The organism is Mycoplasmopsis columboralis (assembly GCF_900660675.1).
Lineage (GTDB): Bacteria > Bacillota_I > Bacilli_A > Mycoplasmatales > Metamycoplasmataceae > Mycoplasmopsis > Mycoplasmopsis columboralis.
In genome coordinates this window covers 850,969-873,138 of record NZ_LR215039.1, presented here as the reverse complement: position 1 = coordinate 873,138, position 22,170 = coordinate 850,969, and the positions used below count along the sequence as shown (strand labels likewise).

Annotated in this window: 13 protein-coding genes; 1 reads left to right on the top strand and 12 read right to left on the bottom strand. The window is 30.1% G+C overall.

The features are described from left to right. Window positions 1–183: 183 nt before the first annotated feature. The 7 genes from gyrA to EXC45_RS03595 form a co-directional block, all read right to left on the bottom strand. Window positions 184–2,802 (bottom strand): DNA gyrase subunit A, encoded by a 2,619-nt coding sequence (gyrA, locus tag EXC45_RS03625; RefSeq protein ID WP_036435328.1) that lies wholly within the window; start codon window positions 2,800–2,802, stop codon window positions 184–186. 91 nt (window positions 2,803–2,893) lie between these two features. Next, window positions 2,894–3,223, bottom strand: a complete 330-nt coding sequence (locus EXC45_RS03620; RefSeq protein ID WP_036435325.1) for an ArsR/SmtB family transcription factor — start codon at window positions 3,221–3,223, stop codon at window positions 2,894–2,896. After that, a complete protein-coding gene (locus EXC45_RS03615; protein ID WP_051616995.1) occupies window positions 3,207–6,467 on the bottom strand; it encodes a DEAD/DEAH box helicase in 3,261 nt (1,086 codons plus the stop codon). Before EXC45_RS03615 ends, EXC45_RS03620 begins: the two co-directional genes overlap by 17 nt. A 2-nt stretch (window positions 6,468–6,469) precedes the next feature. Beyond that, complete coding sequence (locus EXC45_RS03610) at window positions 6,470–6,829, bottom strand: hypothetical protein (RefSeq protein WP_036435322.1); 360 nt, start codon at window positions 6,827–6,829, stop codon at window positions 6,470–6,472. A 71-nt stretch (window positions 6,830–6,900) separates the two neighbouring features. Beyond that, complete coding sequence (locus EXC45_RS03605) at window positions 6,901–8,805, bottom strand: M13-type metalloendopeptidase (protein ID WP_036435318.1); 1,905 nt, start codon at window positions 8,803–8,805, stop codon at window positions 6,901–6,903. Window positions 8,806–8,813: 8 nt separating this feature from the next. Next, on the bottom strand, window positions 8,814–10,619 hold the full coding sequence (gene lepA, locus EXC45_RS03600; protein ID WP_036435315.1) for a translation elongation factor 4: 1,806 nt from the start codon (window positions 10,617–10,619) through the stop codon (window positions 8,814–8,816). 62 nt (window positions 10,620–10,681) lie between these two features. Continuing rightward, window positions 10,682–12,433 (bottom strand): hypothetical protein, encoded by a 1,752-nt coding sequence (locus EXC45_RS03595; protein WP_129693800.1) that lies wholly within the window; start codon window positions 12,431–12,433, stop codon window positions 10,682–10,684. Between the two features lie 265 nt (window positions 12,434–12,698). On the opposite strand from EXC45_RS03595, the gene EXC45_RS03590 reads away from it, so the two are divergent. After that, on the top strand, window positions 12,699–13,661 hold the full coding sequence (locus EXC45_RS03590; protein WP_036435309.1) for a LacI family DNA-binding transcriptional regulator: 963 nt from the start codon (window positions 12,699–12,701) through the stop codon (window positions 13,659–13,661). Between the two features lie 16 nt (window positions 13,662–13,677). On the opposite strand, the gene EXC45_RS03585 is transcribed toward EXC45_RS03590, so the two are convergent. From EXC45_RS03585 to EXC45_RS03565, 5 genes are all read right to left on the bottom strand, one after another. Next, entirely contained in the window at window positions 13,678–14,355 is a 678-nt protein-coding gene (locus EXC45_RS03585; RefSeq protein WP_036435306.1) for a 16S rRNA (uracil(1498)-N(3))-methyltransferase, read from the bottom strand. Beyond that, window positions 14,355–15,971, bottom strand: a complete 1,617-nt coding sequence (locus EXC45_RS03580) for an ABC-F family ATP-binding cassette domain-containing protein (protein WP_036435303.1) — start codon at window positions 15,969–15,971, stop codon at window positions 14,355–14,357. Before EXC45_RS03580 ends, EXC45_RS03585 begins: the two co-directional genes overlap by 1 nt. 155 nt (window positions 15,972–16,126) lie before the next feature. Then, entirely contained in the window at window positions 16,127–19,174 is a 3,048-nt protein-coding gene (secA, locus tag EXC45_RS03575; RefSeq protein ID WP_084272244.1) for a preprotein translocase subunit SecA, read from the bottom strand. An 84-nt stretch (window positions 19,175–19,258) separates the two neighbouring features. Continuing rightward, a complete protein-coding gene (locus EXC45_RS03570; protein ID WP_036435300.1) occupies window positions 19,259–21,406 on the bottom strand; it encodes a Tex-like N-terminal domain-containing protein in 2,148 nt (715 codons plus the stop codon). Next, window positions 21,399–22,127, bottom strand: coding sequence for a nuclease-related domain-containing protein (locus tag EXC45_RS03565; RefSeq protein WP_036435297.1), 729 nt, complete (start codon window positions 22,125–22,127; stop codon window positions 21,399–21,401). The genes EXC45_RS03570 and EXC45_RS03565 overlap by 8 nt, the downstream gene beginning before the upstream one ends. Window positions 22,128–22,170: the final 43 nt, after the last annotated feature.

Genomic DNA, 22,170 nt, shown 5'->3' with positions numbered 1-22,170 from the left:
TTTTTTTTTTTTTTTAGACATGATTTTATGCTTAAAATGTGAACAAAAGTTTTTAACATAAAAATATTTTATTAAATCACATTTTAAAACAATGAATTTTGCCATTTTAAGAACTGGATATTTTTCACATTTTTTGATCTAAAATAAAAAAATCTCGTGCTAAATGCACGAGTATTTTGGATCTTATTCTTGCGATTTTATAACATCTACAGCAACAATTTCATCGTTATCTTTAAGGTTAATTATTTTAACTCCTTTAGTGTTTCTAGATGCAAGCGAAATTTGGCTAATAGCAATTCTAATGGTAATTCCGCTGCTAGTGATGATAATTAATTCGTCATCTTGAGATACAAAACGAGCAAAAACTAAATGTCCAGCTTTTTCAGAATTAATTCCTGAAACACCTTTGGCATTTCGATTAGTTACCCGATATTCTTCGCTATTGGTTAACTTACCAAACCCTTTACTTCCAAGTGAAAGAATAAATTCTCCATCAGCACTTGAAGAAGCTGAAATAACATGTTGATTTTCTTCAAGTCTAATTCCTTTAACTCCAACTGCAGTTCTTCCCATTGGACGAATTGAAGTAGCAGGGAATTTGATAATGCTTTTCTCATTATTAGCAATTAAAATATGATCTTGATCCGAAACAATAAAGGCTCTTACTAATTCATCATCTTCATTTAATTTAAAGGCATTTAATCCGTTGCGACGAACATTTTCAAATGACACAATTGTGCTTTTCTTAATAATTCCTTTTTTAGTTACGGTAGTTAAATATTTATCTTCTACATAATCAGGAACATCAAGCATTGAAACAATTTTTTCGCCACTTTCCACATCTAATGTAGGAATAATGTTTATAAATGGCATTCCTTTAGATTGTTTTGAACCTTCAGGAATTTGGTGAGCTCTTACTTTATATGCTTTTCCTTTGTTTGAGAATAAAAGTAAGTCAGTATGAGTGTTTGTATGAATGATAGTATTAATATCATCATCATTGTAAGTTTTCATACTTCTTGAACCAACACCTCCACGATTTTGAGTGTTGTATTCTGAAAGTGCAATTCTTTTTACATAACCATTAACACTGCTGGTAATTACGATATCTTCTTGAGCTATTAAATCTTCATCAGAGATAATTCCTGCAGCTGAAGAGTCAATTTGGGTACGACGTTTGTCATTAAATCTTGTTTTGATATCTTGAAGTTCTTCAATAATTAACTCAACCAATTTCTCATCAGAAGCAAGTATTGATTTATAATACTCAATTTCTTTTCTAAGCTCTTCAATTTCTTGAGTCATTTTTTCAAAATTAAGACCAGTTAAACGTCTTAAGTTCATATCTAAAATAGCTTTAGTTTGTTTTTCAGTTAATTCAAAGCGTTTAGATAATCTTTCTTGAGCAATTGCATCAGTGGCACTAGAACGAATAATAGCAACTACTTCATCGATATTTTGAATTGCAATTTTTAATCCATCAAGAATATGAACTCTTTCTTCGGCTTTATTTAAATCAAATTCTAATCTTCTACGAACAACAGTTTTTTGATGATCTAAATAAACTTGCAATGCTGATTTTAAGTTTAATAATTTTGGTTCACCATTAACTAATGCAACCATATTAACATTAAAATTAGTTTGTAAATATGACTTTTGGTAAAGTTTATTTAAAAGTATATGAGGATTATGTCCTTTTTTAACATCTATAACAATTCGAATTCCTTCACGGTTTGATTCATCTCTTAAATCGGAAATACCTTCAATGACTTTGTCTTTGTGTAACTCAGCAATTTTTTGTACAATTGCTGATTTTTTAATTGCATAAGGAATTTCGGTAATAATAATTTTAGCTTTACCATTTGAAAATTCTTTCACTTCACAACGAGAACGAACAGGAACTTTTCCTTTTCCAGTTTCATAAGCATCATAAATACCTTTAGTTCCTAAAATAATAGCGCCAGTAGGAAAGTCCGGACCTTTAATGTGTTCCATTAATTCCTTAGTTGTAATATCAGGATTTTGAGCCAAAGCAATAGTAGCATCAATTGCTTCTCCTAAGTTGTGAGGAGGAATTTCAGTAGCCATCCCTACTGCAATTCCAGTTGCTCCAGAAACAAGTAAATTAGGAAAGCGTGAAGGTAAAATTTCAGGCTCTTTTTCACTTGCATCGTAGTTATCAACAAAATCAACAGTATCTTTTTTAATTCCTTCAAGCATTTCCGCAGCTACTTTAGACATTCTTGCTTCAGTATAACGCATAGCAGCAGCTTCATCACCATCAATAGAACCAAAGTTACCATGTCCATCTACAAGAGGATAGCGCATTGAAAAATCTTGCGCCATTCTAACCATAGCTTCATAAACAGAAGAATCTCCATGAGGGTGATATTTCCCAAGCACATCTCCAACAATCCGAGCACTTTTACGATGTTGACTTCCGGGAGTGATGCCAAGTTCGCTCATATCAAATAAAATCCGACGATGTACTGGTTTTAAACCATCACGTGCATCAGGAAGAGCTCTTGAGACAATAACACTCATTGCATACTCTAAGAATGAGTTTCGCATTTCACTATCAATAGTTACAGGAGCGACTCCTTCGCTTGCCTCGGTAATAATTTGAGATTGAACTTGATATTCCTCTTTGCTTTGAGGAATTTCTTCTTCAACATCATCTTCAATTACTACTGGTTGTTTCTTTTTAAAAACAACACGATTATTTTCTTCGTAATCATATTCTTTGTCCTCTTCTAAAGATACTTTAAGTTCTTCTTCATTTTTGTTCTTGTTTTGTGCCATAAAATGTCCTTTATAATAAAATATAATTTTATTATACCATTTTTCATTTTTTGGCTTTGGAAGTAATAAAAAAACCTCTATAAAAGAGATTTTAATGAGTGTGAGTATGGGTTGAATTGCATGAGCATGCATATGGCTCTAACAGCGGTTCTTTTGCAAGTAAATCAAGTAGTTGATGATACTTGTTGCAAAAGTCTCTATTGATGTAATAATACACATAAATGCCCTTTGTTTTGGTTTTGATGATATCATCATTGCGTAATACGCTTAAATGTTTTGACAAATTTGCTTGTTTGATATTAAAAAGTTCACTTAAGGTCTGAACATCACATTCAGCTTTTGAACACATGTATAAATGAATGATAATTTTGAGTTTTGATTCACTGGAAAAATATTTAAATAAATTAGTTAATTCCTTCATTTGTTTCCTCACTAGACTCAACTACTTCTTGAGTTAATTTAGTATTGTTAATTTCATTTAAAGTGTAATAAGCGGTGTTAAATTCTTTGGTGTGATCTTTAAAATCAATTAAGTTTTTGTCTTTGATTCAACCTTCAAATTCTCTGAGTAAATTCACATAATTAAGTGGATTTAGTAATTCCACGTCATAATTTTTGTTTTTTAAGAATTTGACTTTATCTTTAAGTAATGCGTAATCAGCATATCCATTATCGTAGTTAAATACATCAACAACCAAACATTTGTAAGGAACACGATTAAAAGTAATTACATAATCAATGGTTAAAGAACCAATTGAATAATCTTTAAAAACATCAAATCCTGGACGATTGCTAAAAAGTGAATTTAATCGTTTGTCCACAATTTTAGTGAATCAAACTTTTTCTGAATTGCTTGAAAGTTTTTCTTTGTGTTTGGTAAATGATTCATTTAATAAATTAAGTCTCTTTTCTGGAGAAGATTCTAAAAATTGTAATCATTTTTTAAAGATGATTAAATCATCTGAAGAGTTAGGTAAAATAGTAACTTCTTCGGATTTAATTGTTTTAATTACAATCAATTTTTCTTTAGCTCTACTTATAGCTACATTTAAAGCATTTCTTCCACCTTGTTTAGCAATGTATGTTGAAGTTAATTTTGCATTTTTATCATAAGCAACAGTGGCAATAACTAAATTAGCCTCATCTCCTTGAATGTTTTCAAGATTTTTAACCATCAATTGCCCGTTACGAATTGCGTTTTCAAGCTGTGGATATTCAACAAAAATCTTATCTTTAAGATAATTAAATTGTTTAGCGTTAAAGGCAAGTAAAATGATTTTTGAGTAATTAGGTAATTCTTTGAGTGTAATTTCTAAAGCTAAATTAGCTTCCTTTTCGTTTTTATTATCGTCTCAAATCCCATCCACTTCATAGACTTCAATTGGATTTTTGTCGCTGTTTTTAGCATTATCCACAACATCTAGTTGCGAGTTATAAAAGTTTTGACTTGAGAAAGTCATTAAACTTGCATAATCAGAACGATAGTTTTTATTTAATAAAACATGATAAACTCCAAGACCCATTGCATAATCAAGCATCGATTCAACATGTCCATAAATTGAATCGTCAGTAACTCTAGTTCCAAATCAGTTGCTTGGACGCATTTGCATTTGATCTCCAGCTAAGATTTTAGTTTTAGCTAAATACAAGAAAGTAAGTCCATTTTCAATGAAAATTTGACTGGATTCATCCAAAATACCATAATCAAATTCTTTTTCTTCTCAGCCAGATAAATCTGAATCAGGGGTAGCAATGATAATTGGGAAAACTTTTTTAATAATTGAAGTATAGCGTTTTACAAAACGGTGCGGATGTAGATTTTGAATTCTAACTGAAGCTGAAAATTCTTTATATAGTTGTTTATCTTCATCGCTGAGTTTTTCTAATTTATCACTAATACGTTCTAAAATTACTTTTTTTATTTCTTCAGCATCAAATGTATCTACTGGAGCATTTAAATGTGAATGCATTTCTTCTAAGTTTTTAAGTTTGTATAAAACATTATCATCATTTAAAGCGCCCTCTTGATAAGGGATTAAGTTTTTAAATTTCAATTGCAATTCTTTAAGTGAACCTTTATATTCACTTAGATTCTGATCGATACTAATTCCAAGCTCTTTTAATGCACGATATTGTTTGGTAAAAAAGAATTTACTTCCAGATAATTCAAGTAATTTTTTCGGAGTCAATCCTTGCTCAACATAATCTGGCATTACTACATTTTTAGGTAATTTTGCTGCATATAAAATATCTTCTTCACCTTTAAAATCAAGCTTATTTTCCGCAAGATAATAAATAGCTTCTAAAGCTTCACGAATAGCTGGTTTTTTAATTTCTCCATTTGCATGTTTAACAAAGTTGATTTCGCTTTCACTTGCTAATTGTGGACGAACGATCTTAGTAGAAGTTTTGTGATATTCTAGTTCATTTAAATATGATGCAATTGGTTTGTAGAATTCTCGTTTGCTCATGTCTTTAGAATTTAGGACAAACAAACAAAACATAGCAAGCGATTTCATTCTTTTACGAATAACTTCTAAGGCCACTTTCTTTTGAGAACCCACAATAGCAGTTTTGTTGTACACTAAAATATTTGTTAATAAATTAACAATGGTTTGCGATTTACCAGTTCCGGGCGGACCTCAAATAATGGTGTTTTGATTTAAAGCCGAAATAATAGCCTTATCTTGAGAAAGATTTGAAGAAGTTAACCTAAATAAAGATAATTTAGGATTAAAAATCGATTTATCAACAACTTCTTGATATTTAGTTTTATTAATTTCAACATCAATGATGCTTTCCAGCTTTCCACTTTGGATAATTTGTTTCATCCGATTTCTTGGATAACCACCTGAAGGTTGAAAAATTCCTAGAACCCCTCCTGGGTGAAATTGAAGATTCTCATTAACAATATCTTCATTTTTATATTCTTTAAAAGGAGCAACAATATTAGCAGGAAGTGAATAAATTCCTCTTCATTGAGTTCTTAATTCATCAATTAAATTGGTTATTTTGAATTCTTTAAAATTATCATCAATGTCAATAGCAAAACCATAGTTGTTTAATAAAAACAACAACTTATCATTAATTTTAATTTCACCATTACTATAAAGCACCGGTTTTCCGTTTTCAAAATCAATTTGCACTTCTTTAAGTAAAAGGGGTGCATAAATACTTTTATCATCTTTTTTTAAGGACACAAACAAGAACCCAATATGTAAAGGTCAAATGTTAGTTTCTTCTAAAATAGTGTCTGCACGGTCTTTAATTCTCTTTCATCTAAATAAAGATTGTTGAATAAGTTTTTCTAAGTGCTCGGTTAATTTTTGTTTAATTTGTTCAAAGGTTGGATATTGCTTACGGATGTTTCGGTCTTGAACAATTTCGTATTTATAAAGATTTTCTAATAAAAAATCCAAATCGTTTAAATTAGTAGTTTTTTGAATGTTCTCATAAGCATTAACAATAGTTTGCTCCACTAAATTGAGTTTGAATTTTTCGTTATTTAAAATATGGTGAAAATTCTCTTTTCCAAAGAGACGAAAAATATCAAAATAATTACTTTGTCCTAAAGTGTTTCGAGTAAGTTTAGTAAACACTGAAGAATCAAGCGGATCAATATCGAGTAAATTATCTAAAATAGTTTGGTATTTATCTTTTTTCATATTTATCCTTTATGTTGCAAAAGTAATTCATAAGTTGCTTTTGAAAATTCTCCTAAAATCAAGGACATTTTGTTGCTATTAAGCATAATTCCGCTAATTCCTTTAAGTTGTTTTAACTGATCAACATTAACTTGTGGTTGTTTTTTAAACAAAATTGTTACTCGTGATGGTTTGAGTTCAATTGATTCAATATCTGTTAAGTTTGAAAAACAATTTAGAAACACTTCTAAATTAAAAGGTAATTTATCAACTTGATAAATAGTGTTTTTTTGGTGTTTAGTTTGTTTGTTTCACTTGATTCAAATTAATCCAAAGGTAATAATGGTAAAAAATACGATTTTAAGCTTGCTTTTTGTATACATATTTTAATTATATTAAAATAATGTATAAATGAACAAATAAAGCAAAAAGCAGACCAATAGGCCTGCTCAAATTATCAAATTTTGACTCTTTTTTCTTTTGGTAAATACATTTTATCTTCTTTGGTTATGCCATATACTTCATAAAATAAATCTGAGTTCTTAATATGTACATTTGCCCGTGCTTTTCCTGGAGCGTGTACATCGGTTTTTAGCAATAAGTTCATGTATTCTGCTTTAGCTTTGATTCTTCAAATACGAGCTCAGTTTTCAAAGAAATCTTTAGCGTTAAAGTCTTTTTCTTGCATTGCAGCTTCCAATGCACACGAAAATCCACCTAAATCTGCAATATTCTCTGAGACAGTTAAAGCTCCATTTACAAGTCCCATTCCAGTATCAAATCCTTCAAAAAGTTCAATCACTTGTTGCTTACGTTCTTCAAATTTAGCTCTATCTTCATCGGTTCATCAGTTATTGAGTGAACCTGTTTCATCAAATTGAGACCCATTATTGTCAAATCCGTGCGAAATCTCATGAGCAATAACCGCTCCAATTCCACCATAATTAGCTGAAGAAGATTGGTTGATGTTATAAAAAGGTGCTTGTAAAATTCCAGCTGGAAAAACAATGTGGTTTTTGATTGGATGGAAGTAAGCATTAACAATCGCTGGAGACATTTCTCAGTATTCTTTTGATTCATTTTTTAAGTAAAATGAGTCTTGATATTTTTGCAAGATTTCTTGGAAGTTTAAAACATTAGCAAAAAGATTAGATTTTTGGGCGTATGTTGTTACTTTGTATTCATTGTAAAATGGTCTAATTTTTTCTGGGTAACCAACCATAACATCCATTTTTGAAAGTTTTAAAATTGCTTTTTCAATAGTTGGTTTGCTTAATCAATTATTTTCTTTTAAACGATTGGTATAAATTTCAATCATTCGAGCAATCATTTTTTGTACATCTTCTTTAGCTTTTGCTCCAAAGTATTTATCTGCATAAGCTAGTCCTAAAGGTTTTGAGAATCAACTTTCTGCTTTTTTGAAAGCGTATTTTTTATTTGAAACCGGTTTATCAATTCCTTTAAGATGTAATGCTAATTTTGAAGCTAACACTCTTAATTCATCTGATAAATACGCACAAGCTTGTTGAATGTTTTTAACAATAAGCATAGCTTTGTAGTTTTCAAAAGTATCTGCGTTATAAATTGCATCTAAATTTTTAACATATTCTCTGTTAGTTACTACAATGCTATCAATGTTATTTCCTACTATTTCTTTGGCTAATTTTTCTAAGTCAAAGTATTTTGAAGAATTTTGAAGTTCTTCAAGTTTAACAACATTGTATAAACTTGTATAATCAGCTTTTTGCAAAGAAGATAAAACATAATCTTTAACTAAATTATCAAATTCTAAAGCTTTTTTTACAATGGCTGTGGCTTTGTTTAGTGAATAACCAAATTTGTGCAATAACTCAATTGCCATGTCTTTAAAAACCTTTAAATGTTTGCGAGAATCAGTTTTTTCATAATACTCTTTTGAAGGTAAAATGATTGATTGTTCACCCATTCAAAGAACTTTGATATTTGGATTAACAAAATCACTATCCACTTCTAAGTTAATTGGTAAATAACTTCAAGTGGCACGTTTTGAAACTAGTTTTTCAGCTAATTCTTCAAAACTTTTTAACGATTCAATTTCAGCAATAAACGCTCTAATTGGTTCAAAACCTAACTCATTTCTTTTTTTGTAATTTTTAAACATTTTGTAAAATTTTGCAAATTCTGCAAGTGGGCCTTGTAGATTGTTTGCATCTTTGACTAATTCATCAGCTAAAGACATAAGTTGCTTTTCAAGTTGTTTATCCAATTCTCCAAAAGCTGAAATAGCTGGTTTATCTGAATCGATTTTTGCTGTTTTTAATCAATCTTTATTGATGTATTCGTAAAAATCATCTTTTAATAATTGTTTTTGGTTTGACATAATTTCTCCTATTTTTGTGGGTCAGTATTGGTTTTTAGAATTGATAAGAAAGCTTCTTGAGGAACTTCAATTGATCCAAGTTTCTTCATTCTCTTTTTACCTTCTTTTTGTTTTTTCAACAACTTTTGTCTTCGAGTAACATCTCCTCCGTAAAGCTTAGCAGTAACATCTTTACGGTAAGCTTTAATTGTTTCACGAGCAATAATTTTTCCACCAATTGTTGCTTGTACTGGAACTTCAAAGTTTTGTCTTGGAATAGCATCTTTAAGTTTTTTAGTTAGTTCTCTAGCAGCTTCATAAGCTTTATCACGGTGAGTAATAATAGAAAAAGCGTCAACTTTATCTCCGTTTAATAAAATGTCAACCTTAACTAAATCACTTGTACGATATCCAATTCACTCATATTCAAAGGATGCATATCCTTTGGTTGAACTTTTTAAACGATCAAAGAAATTAAAAATAGTTTCCGCAAGAGGGAGTTCATAAATAATTCTAGTTCGTTTATCATCAATTACTTCAAGAGCTTTATATATTCCCCGTTGATTTTGACACAGTTCCATAACATTCCCAATGTATTCATTAGGCACAAAAATGCTTGCTTCAATATAAGGCTCTTCAATGTATTCAATAAAAGTTCGATCTGGAAGTAAAGTAGGGTTAGAAATAAATTCGTGAGTTCCGTTTGTCATATGTACTTTATATTCAACAGAAGGGGATGTCGCTATGATACCTACTTGATATTCACGATCTAAACGCTCTTGTAAAATCTCCATGTGTAACATTCCTAAAAACCCAACTCTAAAACCAAATCCTAAAGCTTTAGAGGTTTCTTGTTCTCAGGTTATTGAAGAATCTGAAAGCGAAATTTTTTCAAGTGATTCTTTAAGCACTGAATAATCACGTGTATCAATTGGATAAAATCCAGTAAATACAACTGGTTTCATTTTTTTGTATCCAGGAAGAGCTTCTGAAGTGGGATTATCCACTAAAGTGATGGTATCTCCTACTGAAACTTCTTTAGCATCTCGAATAGCCGCTGATACTCATCCAACTTCTCCAGCTTCAAGGTATTCTTTTTTAGATTCATGAGGGTTTCTTACTCCTAAATCAATAACATGATATTCAGCTTTAGTGTTATGTGACATGAATTTAAATTTATCACCGACTTTTAACTTACCTTCAAAAATTCTAATTAAAAGCACCACTCCACGATACGGATCAAAATAACTATCAAAAATTAAAGCTTTAAGCGGTTTATTATCATCAGCATGCTTTGGTGAAGGAATGTATTCAACAATAGCATCAAGCAACTTATCAACTCCTAAACCGGTTTTAGCCGATACAAGAACAGCATGGTCGGTTGGAATTCCAATCACTTCTTCAATTTCTTGTTTTACCCGTTCAACATCTGCACTTGGTAAATCAATTTTGTTAATAACTGGAATGATTTCAAGATTGTTTTCAATAGCTAAATACACATTCGCTAAAGTTTGTGCTTCAATTCCTTGTGTGGCATCAACAAGTAAAAGAGCTCCTTCGCTAGCTGCTAGCGAACGAGATACTTCATAAGTGAAATCAACATGACCTGGAGTATCAATTAAATGAAAAGTGTAATCCTTGTATTTAAGTTGCACTGCATTTAATTTGATGGTAATCCCTCTTTCTTGTTCTAAATCCATTGAATCTAGAAATTGGGCTTTAAGTTCTCTTTGCGAAACAGTATTTGTTAATTCCAAAATCCGATCAGCTAAAGTACTTTTACCATGGTCAATGTGAGCAATAATTGAAAAGTTTTTAATCTTATCTTTATTCATATTTTTATATTTTACTAAATTTATAAAAATTGCTCTCTTATTAAGAGAGCATGTTGTTTGACTTATTTAGAAGTTAAAAAATCCTTCATAAGTGGAAACTCCTCCACCTTTGGGAAAGCTTGTGTTTGAATAAAGTATTGATAAACACTATAAAGTTGTTGTTTATTTGTTTTATACCCTACTTCATCATTAGATATGGAAGCTCTATTTATCATGTTAAAGGAACCAGCAAGAGGAAAATTGTTAGGATTAACAAACAATAACGCTTTAGTTAAATCGATGTTAAATTGAGCCTGAAGCATCACCAATGTAGAAAGCAGCACTGTGGTAGTAGGTTGAAAGCCAAAAAGCATAGTTTTGGATGTGTTTGCAATAAAATCATCTTTACTAAACAAAATTGATTCATTATTTTCTAAAGCTTGAAACTCTAAAGTAAGCATATTTTCTCAAGAAATGCTTGGATCTAAAATAATAGCGTTTTGATCATGATTGTTAGTGATTAATTTAACATATTCAATAGCTTCTTGATCTTTATACACGGGATGAAGTTTATACAAATAGTTATATTCACTTTCAGGATACAATTGACGAATTTTCTCAAAATAAGCGTGTACTTCTGCTTTTATTCTTGGATCAGTAACTACTTTAGTGTTTCCATTTTGATCTTTTTTAAACAAACTTGATCCAATGAAAACAATGTTTTTCTTGTTTTTATCTAAGTGCTCTTTACCATGAACTATTAAATCTTGAAATGTTTTTTTATACAAGTGATTTAATTGTTGATAATCTAAAGTAAACTCTTCTTGTGAAAATTCTTTAAAATCTTTAAGTAAAGTTGTGTAATTTAATGGACTATTGTACACTTTTAATTGAGCTCAGCTTCTGTTAGCTTTTTGTAAATCTTTGTTGAAAAACTCAATGTATTTGTTGCTTAAATTATAAATTCTTACCTTATCAGTTAAAGTGTAATAGTATCTAAAATCAATTTTGTTTGGAGTTGAAGTTTTTAGTGAGTTTCATGATGCTAACAATTCTTCCTTAGAATAACTTTTGCTTTGTTTTTTTGCTCAAGGAACGTAATTACCATTCATAAAATAGTATGGTTGAGCATTTCCATCACTTAATATCACTAATTTATTGGCATGAGCAAGCATTCAATCCCTAACATTATTTGGCATATCAATTAATGAAACATCTGAGATGTAAAAATCAAATAAATTTACTCCTGCATCTAAATATGGTTTTAAATATCCTTGGATTTCATCTAAACTTTTAGGAAATAATCAATAATTTTCACTTGAATTACCAATGTATTTAGGTGAATCTAAAAGCAGTATTTTTCCGTTTTTAATGTTATACTCATTTATATAATTTTTCAAGGCCTCATCGCCATATTTTTCTAATATAGGATTGAAATTAAATCTTTGTTTTTCTCCTTTAATAGTTTTTTCATAATTGTTAGTTTGATTATAAATTAAATATAAAACATCATTGTATGGATTAGGTTGCGGATTTTTATGTAAAAGTTGCAATTGCATAAGAGCTTGCATAAACGAAGCAGTATATACTTGTGCGGCATTGCGAGAAAAAAATACGCTAGGATATTGATTTTGTGCTGATTCAATTGCTTCATGAACAAAAGAACTATAATCAATCAAATGTGTAGAATCATTCTTTAAATCATTACTATCATATTGTGTAGCCACTTCAACGGTGATACTTTTTGGATTTGTAGAGCAAGAAGTTAAAACAAGTATCGGAGCAAAAAATGTGAGTTTTAACATAGATGAGACAATTAAATTAGTTTGTTTCATAATTTAATTATAAACTTATTTAATTAATTAAATAACAGGAGAAATCTTAAAAAAATATTTGTTTTTTTCCTTTTTGTATGCTATACTTTAACTAATGCTTGTGAAAACAAGAATGGGATTCGGAAAGAATCGCTGCTTGCCAATTATACAAAGGCCTTTCACGTAATAATTTAACCTTCGGAAGAAGGTTTTTTTGTTGTTAAAAATCCGTTTTAAAAAAGTGGCAAATTTTTCACATTTGAGATATATACTATATAATTAAAATATGAGTAAACAAATTTCATATAAAGATATCTCCGAACAAGCTGGAGTATCTATTTCAACAATAAGTAGATATTACAATAATGGTTATGTATCAACAAAGACTCGTAAAAAAATTGAGGACGTTGTTAGAGAGCATCAATACTATCCAAATCATGGAGCAAGGTTAATTAGAGGTAGAGATCAATCAATTTTTATTATCATGCCTGAATGAACTCAAAACTTGTACTTTTCAATTGTAAACGGGATTGTAGCAGCATGCAAAAAAAACAATCGAAGAGTGACAATTACTTTCACTGGTAAAAGTAGTGAAGAATATATTGAAACTGTTCGTTATATTCTTTCTTGAAGACCAACCTCATTAGTAATTTTTAATCCTGAATACGATTCAAAATTGTTTGATTTTCTTAAAACTGTAGAAGATGTTTCAATTGTAGTTTATGAGCACCAAGTAAATGGTTTAAGCTGAATTAAAGTAGATGAAACAGCCGCCTTTTATGATGTAACTAAAGCTTTAATTAGTACAGTTTCTCATGAAAGAAGTAGTATTTTATTCTTAGAAGATGCTAAACTTTCACTAACTCAAAAAGAAGATCGTTATGCCGGATTTATGCGTGCTTGCCAAGAAAAAGGATATTCATTCCAAAAATACGAAGTAGCTTTTAACAATTCAAAAAATGTCTCTGACTTTATTAAATTAACCAAAGAAAAAAACATTTCAAACATTGTGTGTTCTTCACATGAATCATATATTGCATTAAGTGTGCAAGTAACTAACAACTTGAGATTAACCGATATTGGTTATCAATCTGTTTATGACCGTATCAGTAGTTATCGTTCAAAAATTTTCATTGATTACCCTTCAATTGGAATCGAAATTGAAAAAATGTTACTTCTTCATTCAGTAGAGAAAAAACCACAAACTAAATCTGTTAAAGTTAAAATCTTAACTCCTGAACAAAAATAATCACCAAAATAGGTGATTATTTTTGTTCAATTTGAGAAAGTAAATAAAGAGCGGCAGTTTCTGCACGTAAAATTCTTTTTCCTAGTGAAATTGCTTTGATATCATGTTGTTCGGCTAAAGAAATTTCAGCGTCTGAAAATCCACCTTCAGGCCCTACAAATAGCAAGCATTCATCATCAATTGACACTCTTTTAGAATCTTGAACGCTTACTTTTTCATGAGCAATAAATTTGTATTTACTTGGTATTTTAACTGCTTGTTCAAAATCAGTAATTGGTAGCAAAACAGGAATTTTGTTACGGAAAGATTGTTCAGCTGCATTTTGTAAGATTGTTTCAAAACGCTCTCTTTTTTTATTAAATTTGTATTTAACCAAATCTCCATCACAATATTGACTAGCAATTGGAATAATTTTTGTAACTCCAAGTTCAGTAGCTTTTTGGAGCATTCATTCAAATCGATCCAACTTAATAATAGACATAGCCAAAGTTACTTCAAAATTAAATTCATGATTTAAATTTAGTTTAGACACAATTTTAGCTTTATTTTCTTCTAAAACACAAACATAAAAATTTTCTTCAAACACACAGATAAACTCTTTATTTTTAACTCGAATTACTTTTAAATGTTCTAAGGTTGCTTTAGGCAAAATAAAGTAATCATTTTGTTTTTCAAAAACAAAAAAGCGATTCATTAATACTCCATTGCTTCTTCGTATTCTTCAAGAGTTCCTCTAAATAAGAAACTTTCTTGAGGGTTTTTAAGTTCTAAAATAACATCAGCACATTGATTAACGAAAGCACGGTTATATGTGGTGAAAATAGCCCCTCCACGGTATGATTTAACCCCCTCAATTACTGAGTCAATACTTTCAGCATCTAAGTGATCAAGTGGTTGATCCAAAATAATAAAGTTACTTTCTAAAAGCATCATTCTTGAAAACATTAAACGAGCTTTTTCTCCTCCACTTGTAACATTAACTTTTTTAAATACTGAATCATTTGAGAAAAGCATTCTTCCTAAGAATCCACGCATTCTTGAATCGGATACATCTTTGTTTTCCTCTAAAGTATTTTCAAGTGGTCATTTAGAAATTCACTCTAAAATAGTCATATCTGAGTTAAAGTATTTAGCATTATCATTTGGGAAATAACTGGTTTTAATAGTTTGTCCTCATTCAACAGTTCCGCTTGTTGGTTGCAATTCTCCAGCTAAAATAGCTAGTAATTTGGTTTTAGCAATGTCATCTTCTCCAATAACAACCATTTTTTCACCAGGTGTTAATGTAAATGAAAGGTTTTCAAAAAGTACTTCCCCGTTTTCATTTTTGTAAGTAAGGTTTTCAACAGTTAAAATTTGTTTACCATGATCACGATTCATGTCTCAGCGAACATAAGGATATTTACGATTAGAAGGTTTAATTTCATCAAGTTGAATTTTCTCAAGTGATTTTTTTCTTGAAGTTGCTTGACGAGATTTAGAAGCGTTAGCACTAAAACGAGCAATAAATTCTTTAAGTTTTTCAATTTGTGCTTCTTTTTTCATGTTTGATTGTTTCATCATTTCTCTAGCTAATTCAGATGATTGTTTTCAAAATGAATAATTACCAGTGTAAATTTTAGCTTCATTGTAATCAATATCAACAATGTGAGTACAAATTGAATCAAGAAAATCGCTATCGTGAGAAACAACAATAACAACGTTTGGATAGTCAATTAAAAAGTTTTCAAGTCATTTGATACTTCTTAGATCTAAATGGTTAGTTGGCTCATCCATAATTAAAATATCTGGATTTCCAAATAAAGCTTTAGCAAGAAGTACTTTAATTTTTTGATTGGCTGTTAAATCCTTCATTAAAGAATTTCATTTATCTTTAGGAATGCTTAAATTTGAAAGTAACTCTTGAGCATCGTTTTCAGCGGTTCATCCACCAAGTTCTCCGAATTTTTCTTCTAATTCGGCAGCTTTTTCATAATCTTCCATTGTTGCTTCTGGATTGGCGTAAATGGCATCTTTTTGTTCCTTAATGGCATATAAATCAGTATTACCCATGATTACTACTTCAGTAACTACAAAATCATCATAAGCATTATGATCTTGAGAAAGAACTGAAATCCGCTTGTTTTTTTCAATAATTACATTTCCACTAGTTTGTTCAACTTGTCCAGAAAGAATTTTTAAAAAAGTTGATTTCCCAGCTCCATTTGCTCCAATAATTCCGTATGTATTACCTTCAGTAAATTTTAAATTAACTCCTTCGAAGAGTTTTTTATCACTAAAAATTTTGCTTAAATTTTGAACTTCTAACATGTTTACCCCTTAAAATACAATTACTTTTTATTATATTAAAAAAGTGCTAAAAATGTAAAGAAAAAGTCTGTAAAACAGACTTATTTGACACAAAATTCATTCGAATCTCGATGTCGGCTCTTCTAAATTATAACACTAATTAGCACAAATAAGTATTATTTATCAACGGCTTTATCCTTTGAAGTTGTTCTCTTTGTTGATGCTTGAGTTTTTTTATTTGTCTTAGTTTCTGCTGTTGATTTGTTTTTGCTTGCTTTTGGTTTTGATTTAGTTGATTTACTTTCTAATATTTCTGATTGTTGAATATCTTTATTTTTTGGAGGTCTTCCTCTTTTACGTTTTGGTTGCTCTGCAGCATCATTCTCAATTTTTTGAACTGTTTCTTTTAAAAGAGTAATGTCATTTTGAGTTTCAACATTTGAATCATCTTGCAATTTTTCTTGTTCATTAAAAATAAGATTATGGACTTTAGGATCCAAGGTAGTTTCTTCAAATTCTTCTTTGAGTGTTTCAAAATCTCTTTTTAGTAATTCAAGCATTTCTTCATCAGAAGTTGTTGAAGTCTCTTTTTCTTCTTGAGCTGAATTTTGTGGTTCAACACTTTGAATACTTTGAGAATTGCTTTGTTCACTTATTGGAGGTTGTTCAACTGGAACTTCTTCATCTTCTTTATCATTTGTAACGTTGTACATATTCAAACTCATTGCTATTTCTTCCATTCGAGCTTTTACACTATTGTAAACGTTAATGATTTCTTGTTCTCTTTCAGCTGGAGATTTAGTTAAATCATTGTTAAAACTTTGCATAATTTCTTGGAAGATTGGATCGTTTTCCATTTCACGAGTAATTAATGAACGAGCTCCTAAACGGTTTGAGAAAATTCTTAGCATCACATCAAAAGCAATATTTTCAATCATTGCTTCAAACATTTTAGTTCCTTCTTCGGTATAAATTTGATATGGATTTTTTTGTGAATATTGAACTAAGTTAACATTTGAACGCAACTTTTCCATACGATTAATATGACGTTTTCACTTTTCATCTAATGTAGATAAAATAATTTGTTTTTCAATGTAATTTACTTCTTCTGCTGGAGCACTTTTTAAAGCGTTTTCTCTTCATTTGCTAAATGCTTGAATAATAACGTTTGAGATATATTCAGGAAGATCTTTTTCATAAATTCTACTGATTTCTTTTAATGAAAAATTAAAAGCAATTAAGTTACCAATATTTTCATTTAAGAACTTTACAAGTTCAGCGTAATTATAAGAATGTTTGCTTTTGTACGCTGGAAAATTAACAATTGAATTAGTAGTATGCTTAATCATTCTTTCGATGATAAATTCAGGATCGTCTGCATCTAAAATCAGATCTCTTTGAGAGTAAATTAAATCTCTTTGTTGACGAATAACGTCATCATAATTAAGAACTGATTTACGTGAATCGTAGTTAAATCCTTCGATTTTCTTTTGAGCATGATTGAAAGCAAAACGCAAGTTTTTATTTGTAACTTCTTTCCCATGAGAATCAGCATACGCTTCTTTGAAACTTTCATAGTTAGCAAATCTTTGCATAAGTGGATCATCAATTGAAACATAAAATTTACTGGTTCCCACATCTCCTTGACGACCTGAACGACCTCTAAGCTGATTGTCAATTCTTCTAGATTCTGCTTTATCAGTTCCAATAACGTATAAACCACCTAATTCTAAAGCCTCTTTTGATGGTTTGATATCAGTTCCTCTACCTGCCATATTTGTGGCAATTGTGACTGATTTAACTTGCCCTGCTTTAGAAATAATTTCAGCTTCTGAAGCATTTTGTTTAGCATTTAAAACTGTATGAGGAACTCCTGCTTGAAGTAAATGTTTATGCAATTCTTCAGAATCTTCGATTTGAGCTGTTCCAATTAATACTGGTTGTCCTTTTTCGTAAAGTTGTTTAACTTTTTCAGTAACAGCATTTCATTTATCAAGCGAACTAGCAAAAATAGCGTCCGGTTCATCTACCCGTTGAATTGGTTTGTTAGTTGGAACTACATTCACCCGCATGTTGTAAATATCGATAAATTCTTGCTCTTCGGTTTTTCCAGTTCCTGTCATTCCACATAGCTTAACAAACATACGGAAGAAGTTTTGGTAAGTAATGGTTGCTAAAGTTTGGGTTTCAGGTTCAACTTCTACCATTTCTTTAGCTTGAATGGCTTGTTGAAGTCCTTCTGAATAACTACGTCCATCCATGATCCGTCCGGTAAAACTATCCACAAGTTCAATTTTTCCATCACGAACAATGTATTCAACATCATTACGCATAATTTTATGAGCTCTAAGAGCATTTTGGATTAAATGCACAGTTTCAGAGTTTTCAATGTGATAGATATTATCAACTTTGAAAAATTTGTTTGCCCTAGCAATTCCTGAGTGAGTTAAAGTAATAGCTTTAGATTCTTCATCGATTAAATAATCATCTTTAGTTAAAGTTCTCACAAATTGGTCAGCTGCAAAATATGTGGTTGCATCTTGTTTCTCACCACCAGAAATAATAAGCGGAGTTTTAGCTTCATCAATTAAAATCGAATCAACCTCATCAACTAAACAAAATTGCAATCCTCTTTGCACTTTTTCACTCATGTTTTCAACCATGTTATCTCTTAGATAATCAAATCCAAGTTCTGAGTGCACTGAATATGTGATGTCAGCTGCATAAGCTTTTCGTTTTTCGTTTGGATTCATTTGGGCTTTGTTAATTCCTACAGTTAATCCTAAAAAGTTAAATACTTCACCCATTTCGACAGCATCACGTTCACTTAAGTATTCGTTAACTGTTGAAACAATGGCTCCTTTACCTAAAAGCGCATTTAAGTAAACCGGAGCTATTGAAGTGATGGTTTTACCTTCTCCAGTTTTCATTTCAGCCACAGAACCTAAATCTAAAAGTAAACCACCTAAAATTTGTACGTCATAAGGTCTTTTCCCTAAAACTCTTTTGGTCGCTTCACGAGCAACAGCAAAAACATCATTACGAATTTGCTCTAAAGTATACCCTTGAGAAAGTAATTCTTTAAAGTTAGTAGTTTGCGATTTGAGTTCTTCATCGCTCATTTGAGCCACAAAAGATTCAAGTTTGTTAATATCTTTTAGCGCTCTTTCGGCAATACGCATTTCAGTTGTTTTAAAGTCAAATAAGTTTTTTGCAGATTTCATAGTTAATTTTAATTATAACTTAATATTAAGTTATAACGTTCATTTTAGTGTCTTAAAAACAACAAAAAAACTCCACTGAAGGAGTTACTGTGATAAAACACCAGAGATTTTTTTCTTTTCTAAGTCTACAGTCTCAATTAAACAATCAAGTACCATTCCTGGATAATACACATCTGCTGGTGTTTGTTCTTTATTTAAATTAAGTTTTGAAGAGTGAATAAATAAACTATTTTTAACTCCAATATAAAGAAAAATTCCAAAATCAGTTACGTTTGAAACTGTTCCTTGAACTTGCATTTGAGGACGTAAATCCTCATCATACATAATAGAGTCTTTTAAAATAAATCCGCCTTTGTAATTACGAATAATTTTGCTTGGGGAAGAAAGAGCGTTTAAAATTAGTTCAATATCATACACATTGCTGTTGTATTTACTTGCTAATTGTTGCGCACTTAAATGTGATACATCAATTCCTTCTTCAGTTGGAACTAAATTGTAGTCTTTAATAATTGATTTGGTTAATTTATATGATTCTGGGTGAATAAATGTTTTATCTAAAAATTCTTTTGAGTTGAAAATTCGCAAGAATCCAATGGCTTGTTCAAAAGTTTTCTCGCCAATTCCTTTAACTTTTTTAAGAGCATTTCTACTGGTAAATACACCATTTTCTTTTTTGTGATCAATAATGTTTTGAGCATGTTTTTTTGATAAACCAGGTACATAAGTGAGGATTTCTTTTGTTGCGGTATTTAAATCAACTCCAATTGAAGATACAACTTTTTGAACTTTAAAATCTAAATAATTTTGCAATTCTTTTTGATTTACATCGTGTTGATATTGACCCACACCTAAAGACTTAGGATCGATTTTAATTAATTCATTAAGTGGATCAAGATATTTTCTCCCTATATTGATTGCGCTTCTTTGCTGTTCATCTAAATTTGGAAATTCTTCTCTAGCACTTTCGCTAGCTGAATACACACTAGCTCCTACTTCAGAGACAACTGCATATTCGACTTTTAAATTGTGTTTTTTAATTAAGTCACTGATGAATTTTTCAGTTTCTCTAGATGCTGTCCCGTTCCCAATTACAATAATGCTAATGTTGTGTTTTTTAATTAAGTCAAGAGTGATTTTTTCAGCTAATTCCACATTTTTCGCAGAAGTAAATTTAGCAGCAAAAGGAGGGAAAATTTTAACAACTTCATCCAAAACAACTCCATTTTGATCAAGTGGTGCTAACTTACATCCATTTGCAAAAGCTGGATCGATTGCAATTATATTGTGCCCTTGGACAGCAGGACCATTTAGCATTTTCTCAACTAAATTTGAAAATAAAACAATCGCACTGCTTTCAGCTTTAGCAAATAAATCACTGAAAATTTCTCTTTCCAAACTTGGTAAAATCAATCTCTTAAGAGCATCTTCAACCGAAATTTGCATTGAAGTACGGTTAATTTTCTTACGATCGTATTTTCATAAATAATCATCTACAATATATTGTTTTTGATATTCAAAAGACATCTTTAAAATTTTAGAATCAACTCCACGATTAATAGCCATAATGTTGTGGTTTTTGATGTATTTGATTAATGAACGATATTCATAATAAATTTTAAAAGTTTCATTTTCATCAACTGCTTTAGGATTTTTAGCAGTGACAATAAATCCATATTGTAAAATTCGATCTTTGGTTTTTTTACGTAAATCTAAATCTTGAGCCAACATTTGAGCAATAATGTAATAAGCATATTCAAGAGCCATTTCCACTGAAGTAACTTTTTCATTTAAATACTTTTTAGCTTCTACTTCTGGCTGAAAATGTGGATCTTTGTTGTTAAAAATGCTTTTAGCTAATGGTTCAAGACCCAAAGCAATGGCTTCAGTTGCTTTGGTGATTTTACCTTCTTTGTATGGTTGATACAACGCTTCAAGCTCACTTTTGGTTTGAGCTTGTAAGATATTGTTTTGTAGCTCTTCACTTAAAAGATTTTTTTCTTGTAATGTTTTTAAAATTACTTCTTTACGTTTAAGTAATTCATTTTGGTATTTATAAAGATCTTCAATTTTGTAAATTTGCTCATCAGCAAGTCCGCCAGTGGCATCTTTTCGATAACGTGAAATGAACGGAACAGTGTCTCCGTTAGCTAACATATCTAAAACCACTTGCACTTGGTCGGTTTTAATATTTAACTCTTGAGCAACAATTTCAATAGCGTTAGTTTTATTCATGTTTGTCCTTTTGTATGATTTGGTTAAATTTTTGTTGTTCCTTTTTTGATCTGATTTTCATTGCTTTTAAAGTAGTTAAAAAATCTTGTTTATTAATTTGAGGAACCAAACTTTTAGCTGATGTTTCCAAGGTACTTAAATTAGTTTTAATATCATTTAAATTACTTAGTAGAACATGCGAATCCAAATTAGAAATATTAAATTTTAAATCATCTGGAAAAATAATAAAAGAAGCAATCGGCACTTTCTTACCAATGGTATTTCACAAGTGTTTAATGTGTTTTTCGTTTTGTAAAATCGGGTTTTTAAAACGAACTTTTTTTCCTTTTTTAGAACTTAAAAATATGTATTCACTTGCTCCGTCCCCTGACATATATCCTGAAAAGGCCTTATATTCTAGCACAACAATTAAACTATCACTTACTAGCAAACCATCAATTTCATACATTTTAGAATCATATGAATAAATTCCTCCGTGTACATAAGTAAATGAAGTTGATTTAGCGTAATCTTCAATTAACTCGCTTACTTTATGTTCGAATTTGAACCCTTTGGTTTTAGTTTTTGTGTTTTTGAATTTAAACCAAACTCATAAACTAATTAATGAAATTAAAATAAGTGAAATTAACACAATTGCAACAATAGCTGATACTTTACTTGAGTAATTATTGGTTAAAATCTTATTAGCTTCTTCATGTAAAAATGTTATTTTTTGTATCATATCTTTCCTTGTTTTTTAATTATAGCAAAGGTATAAAAAAGAA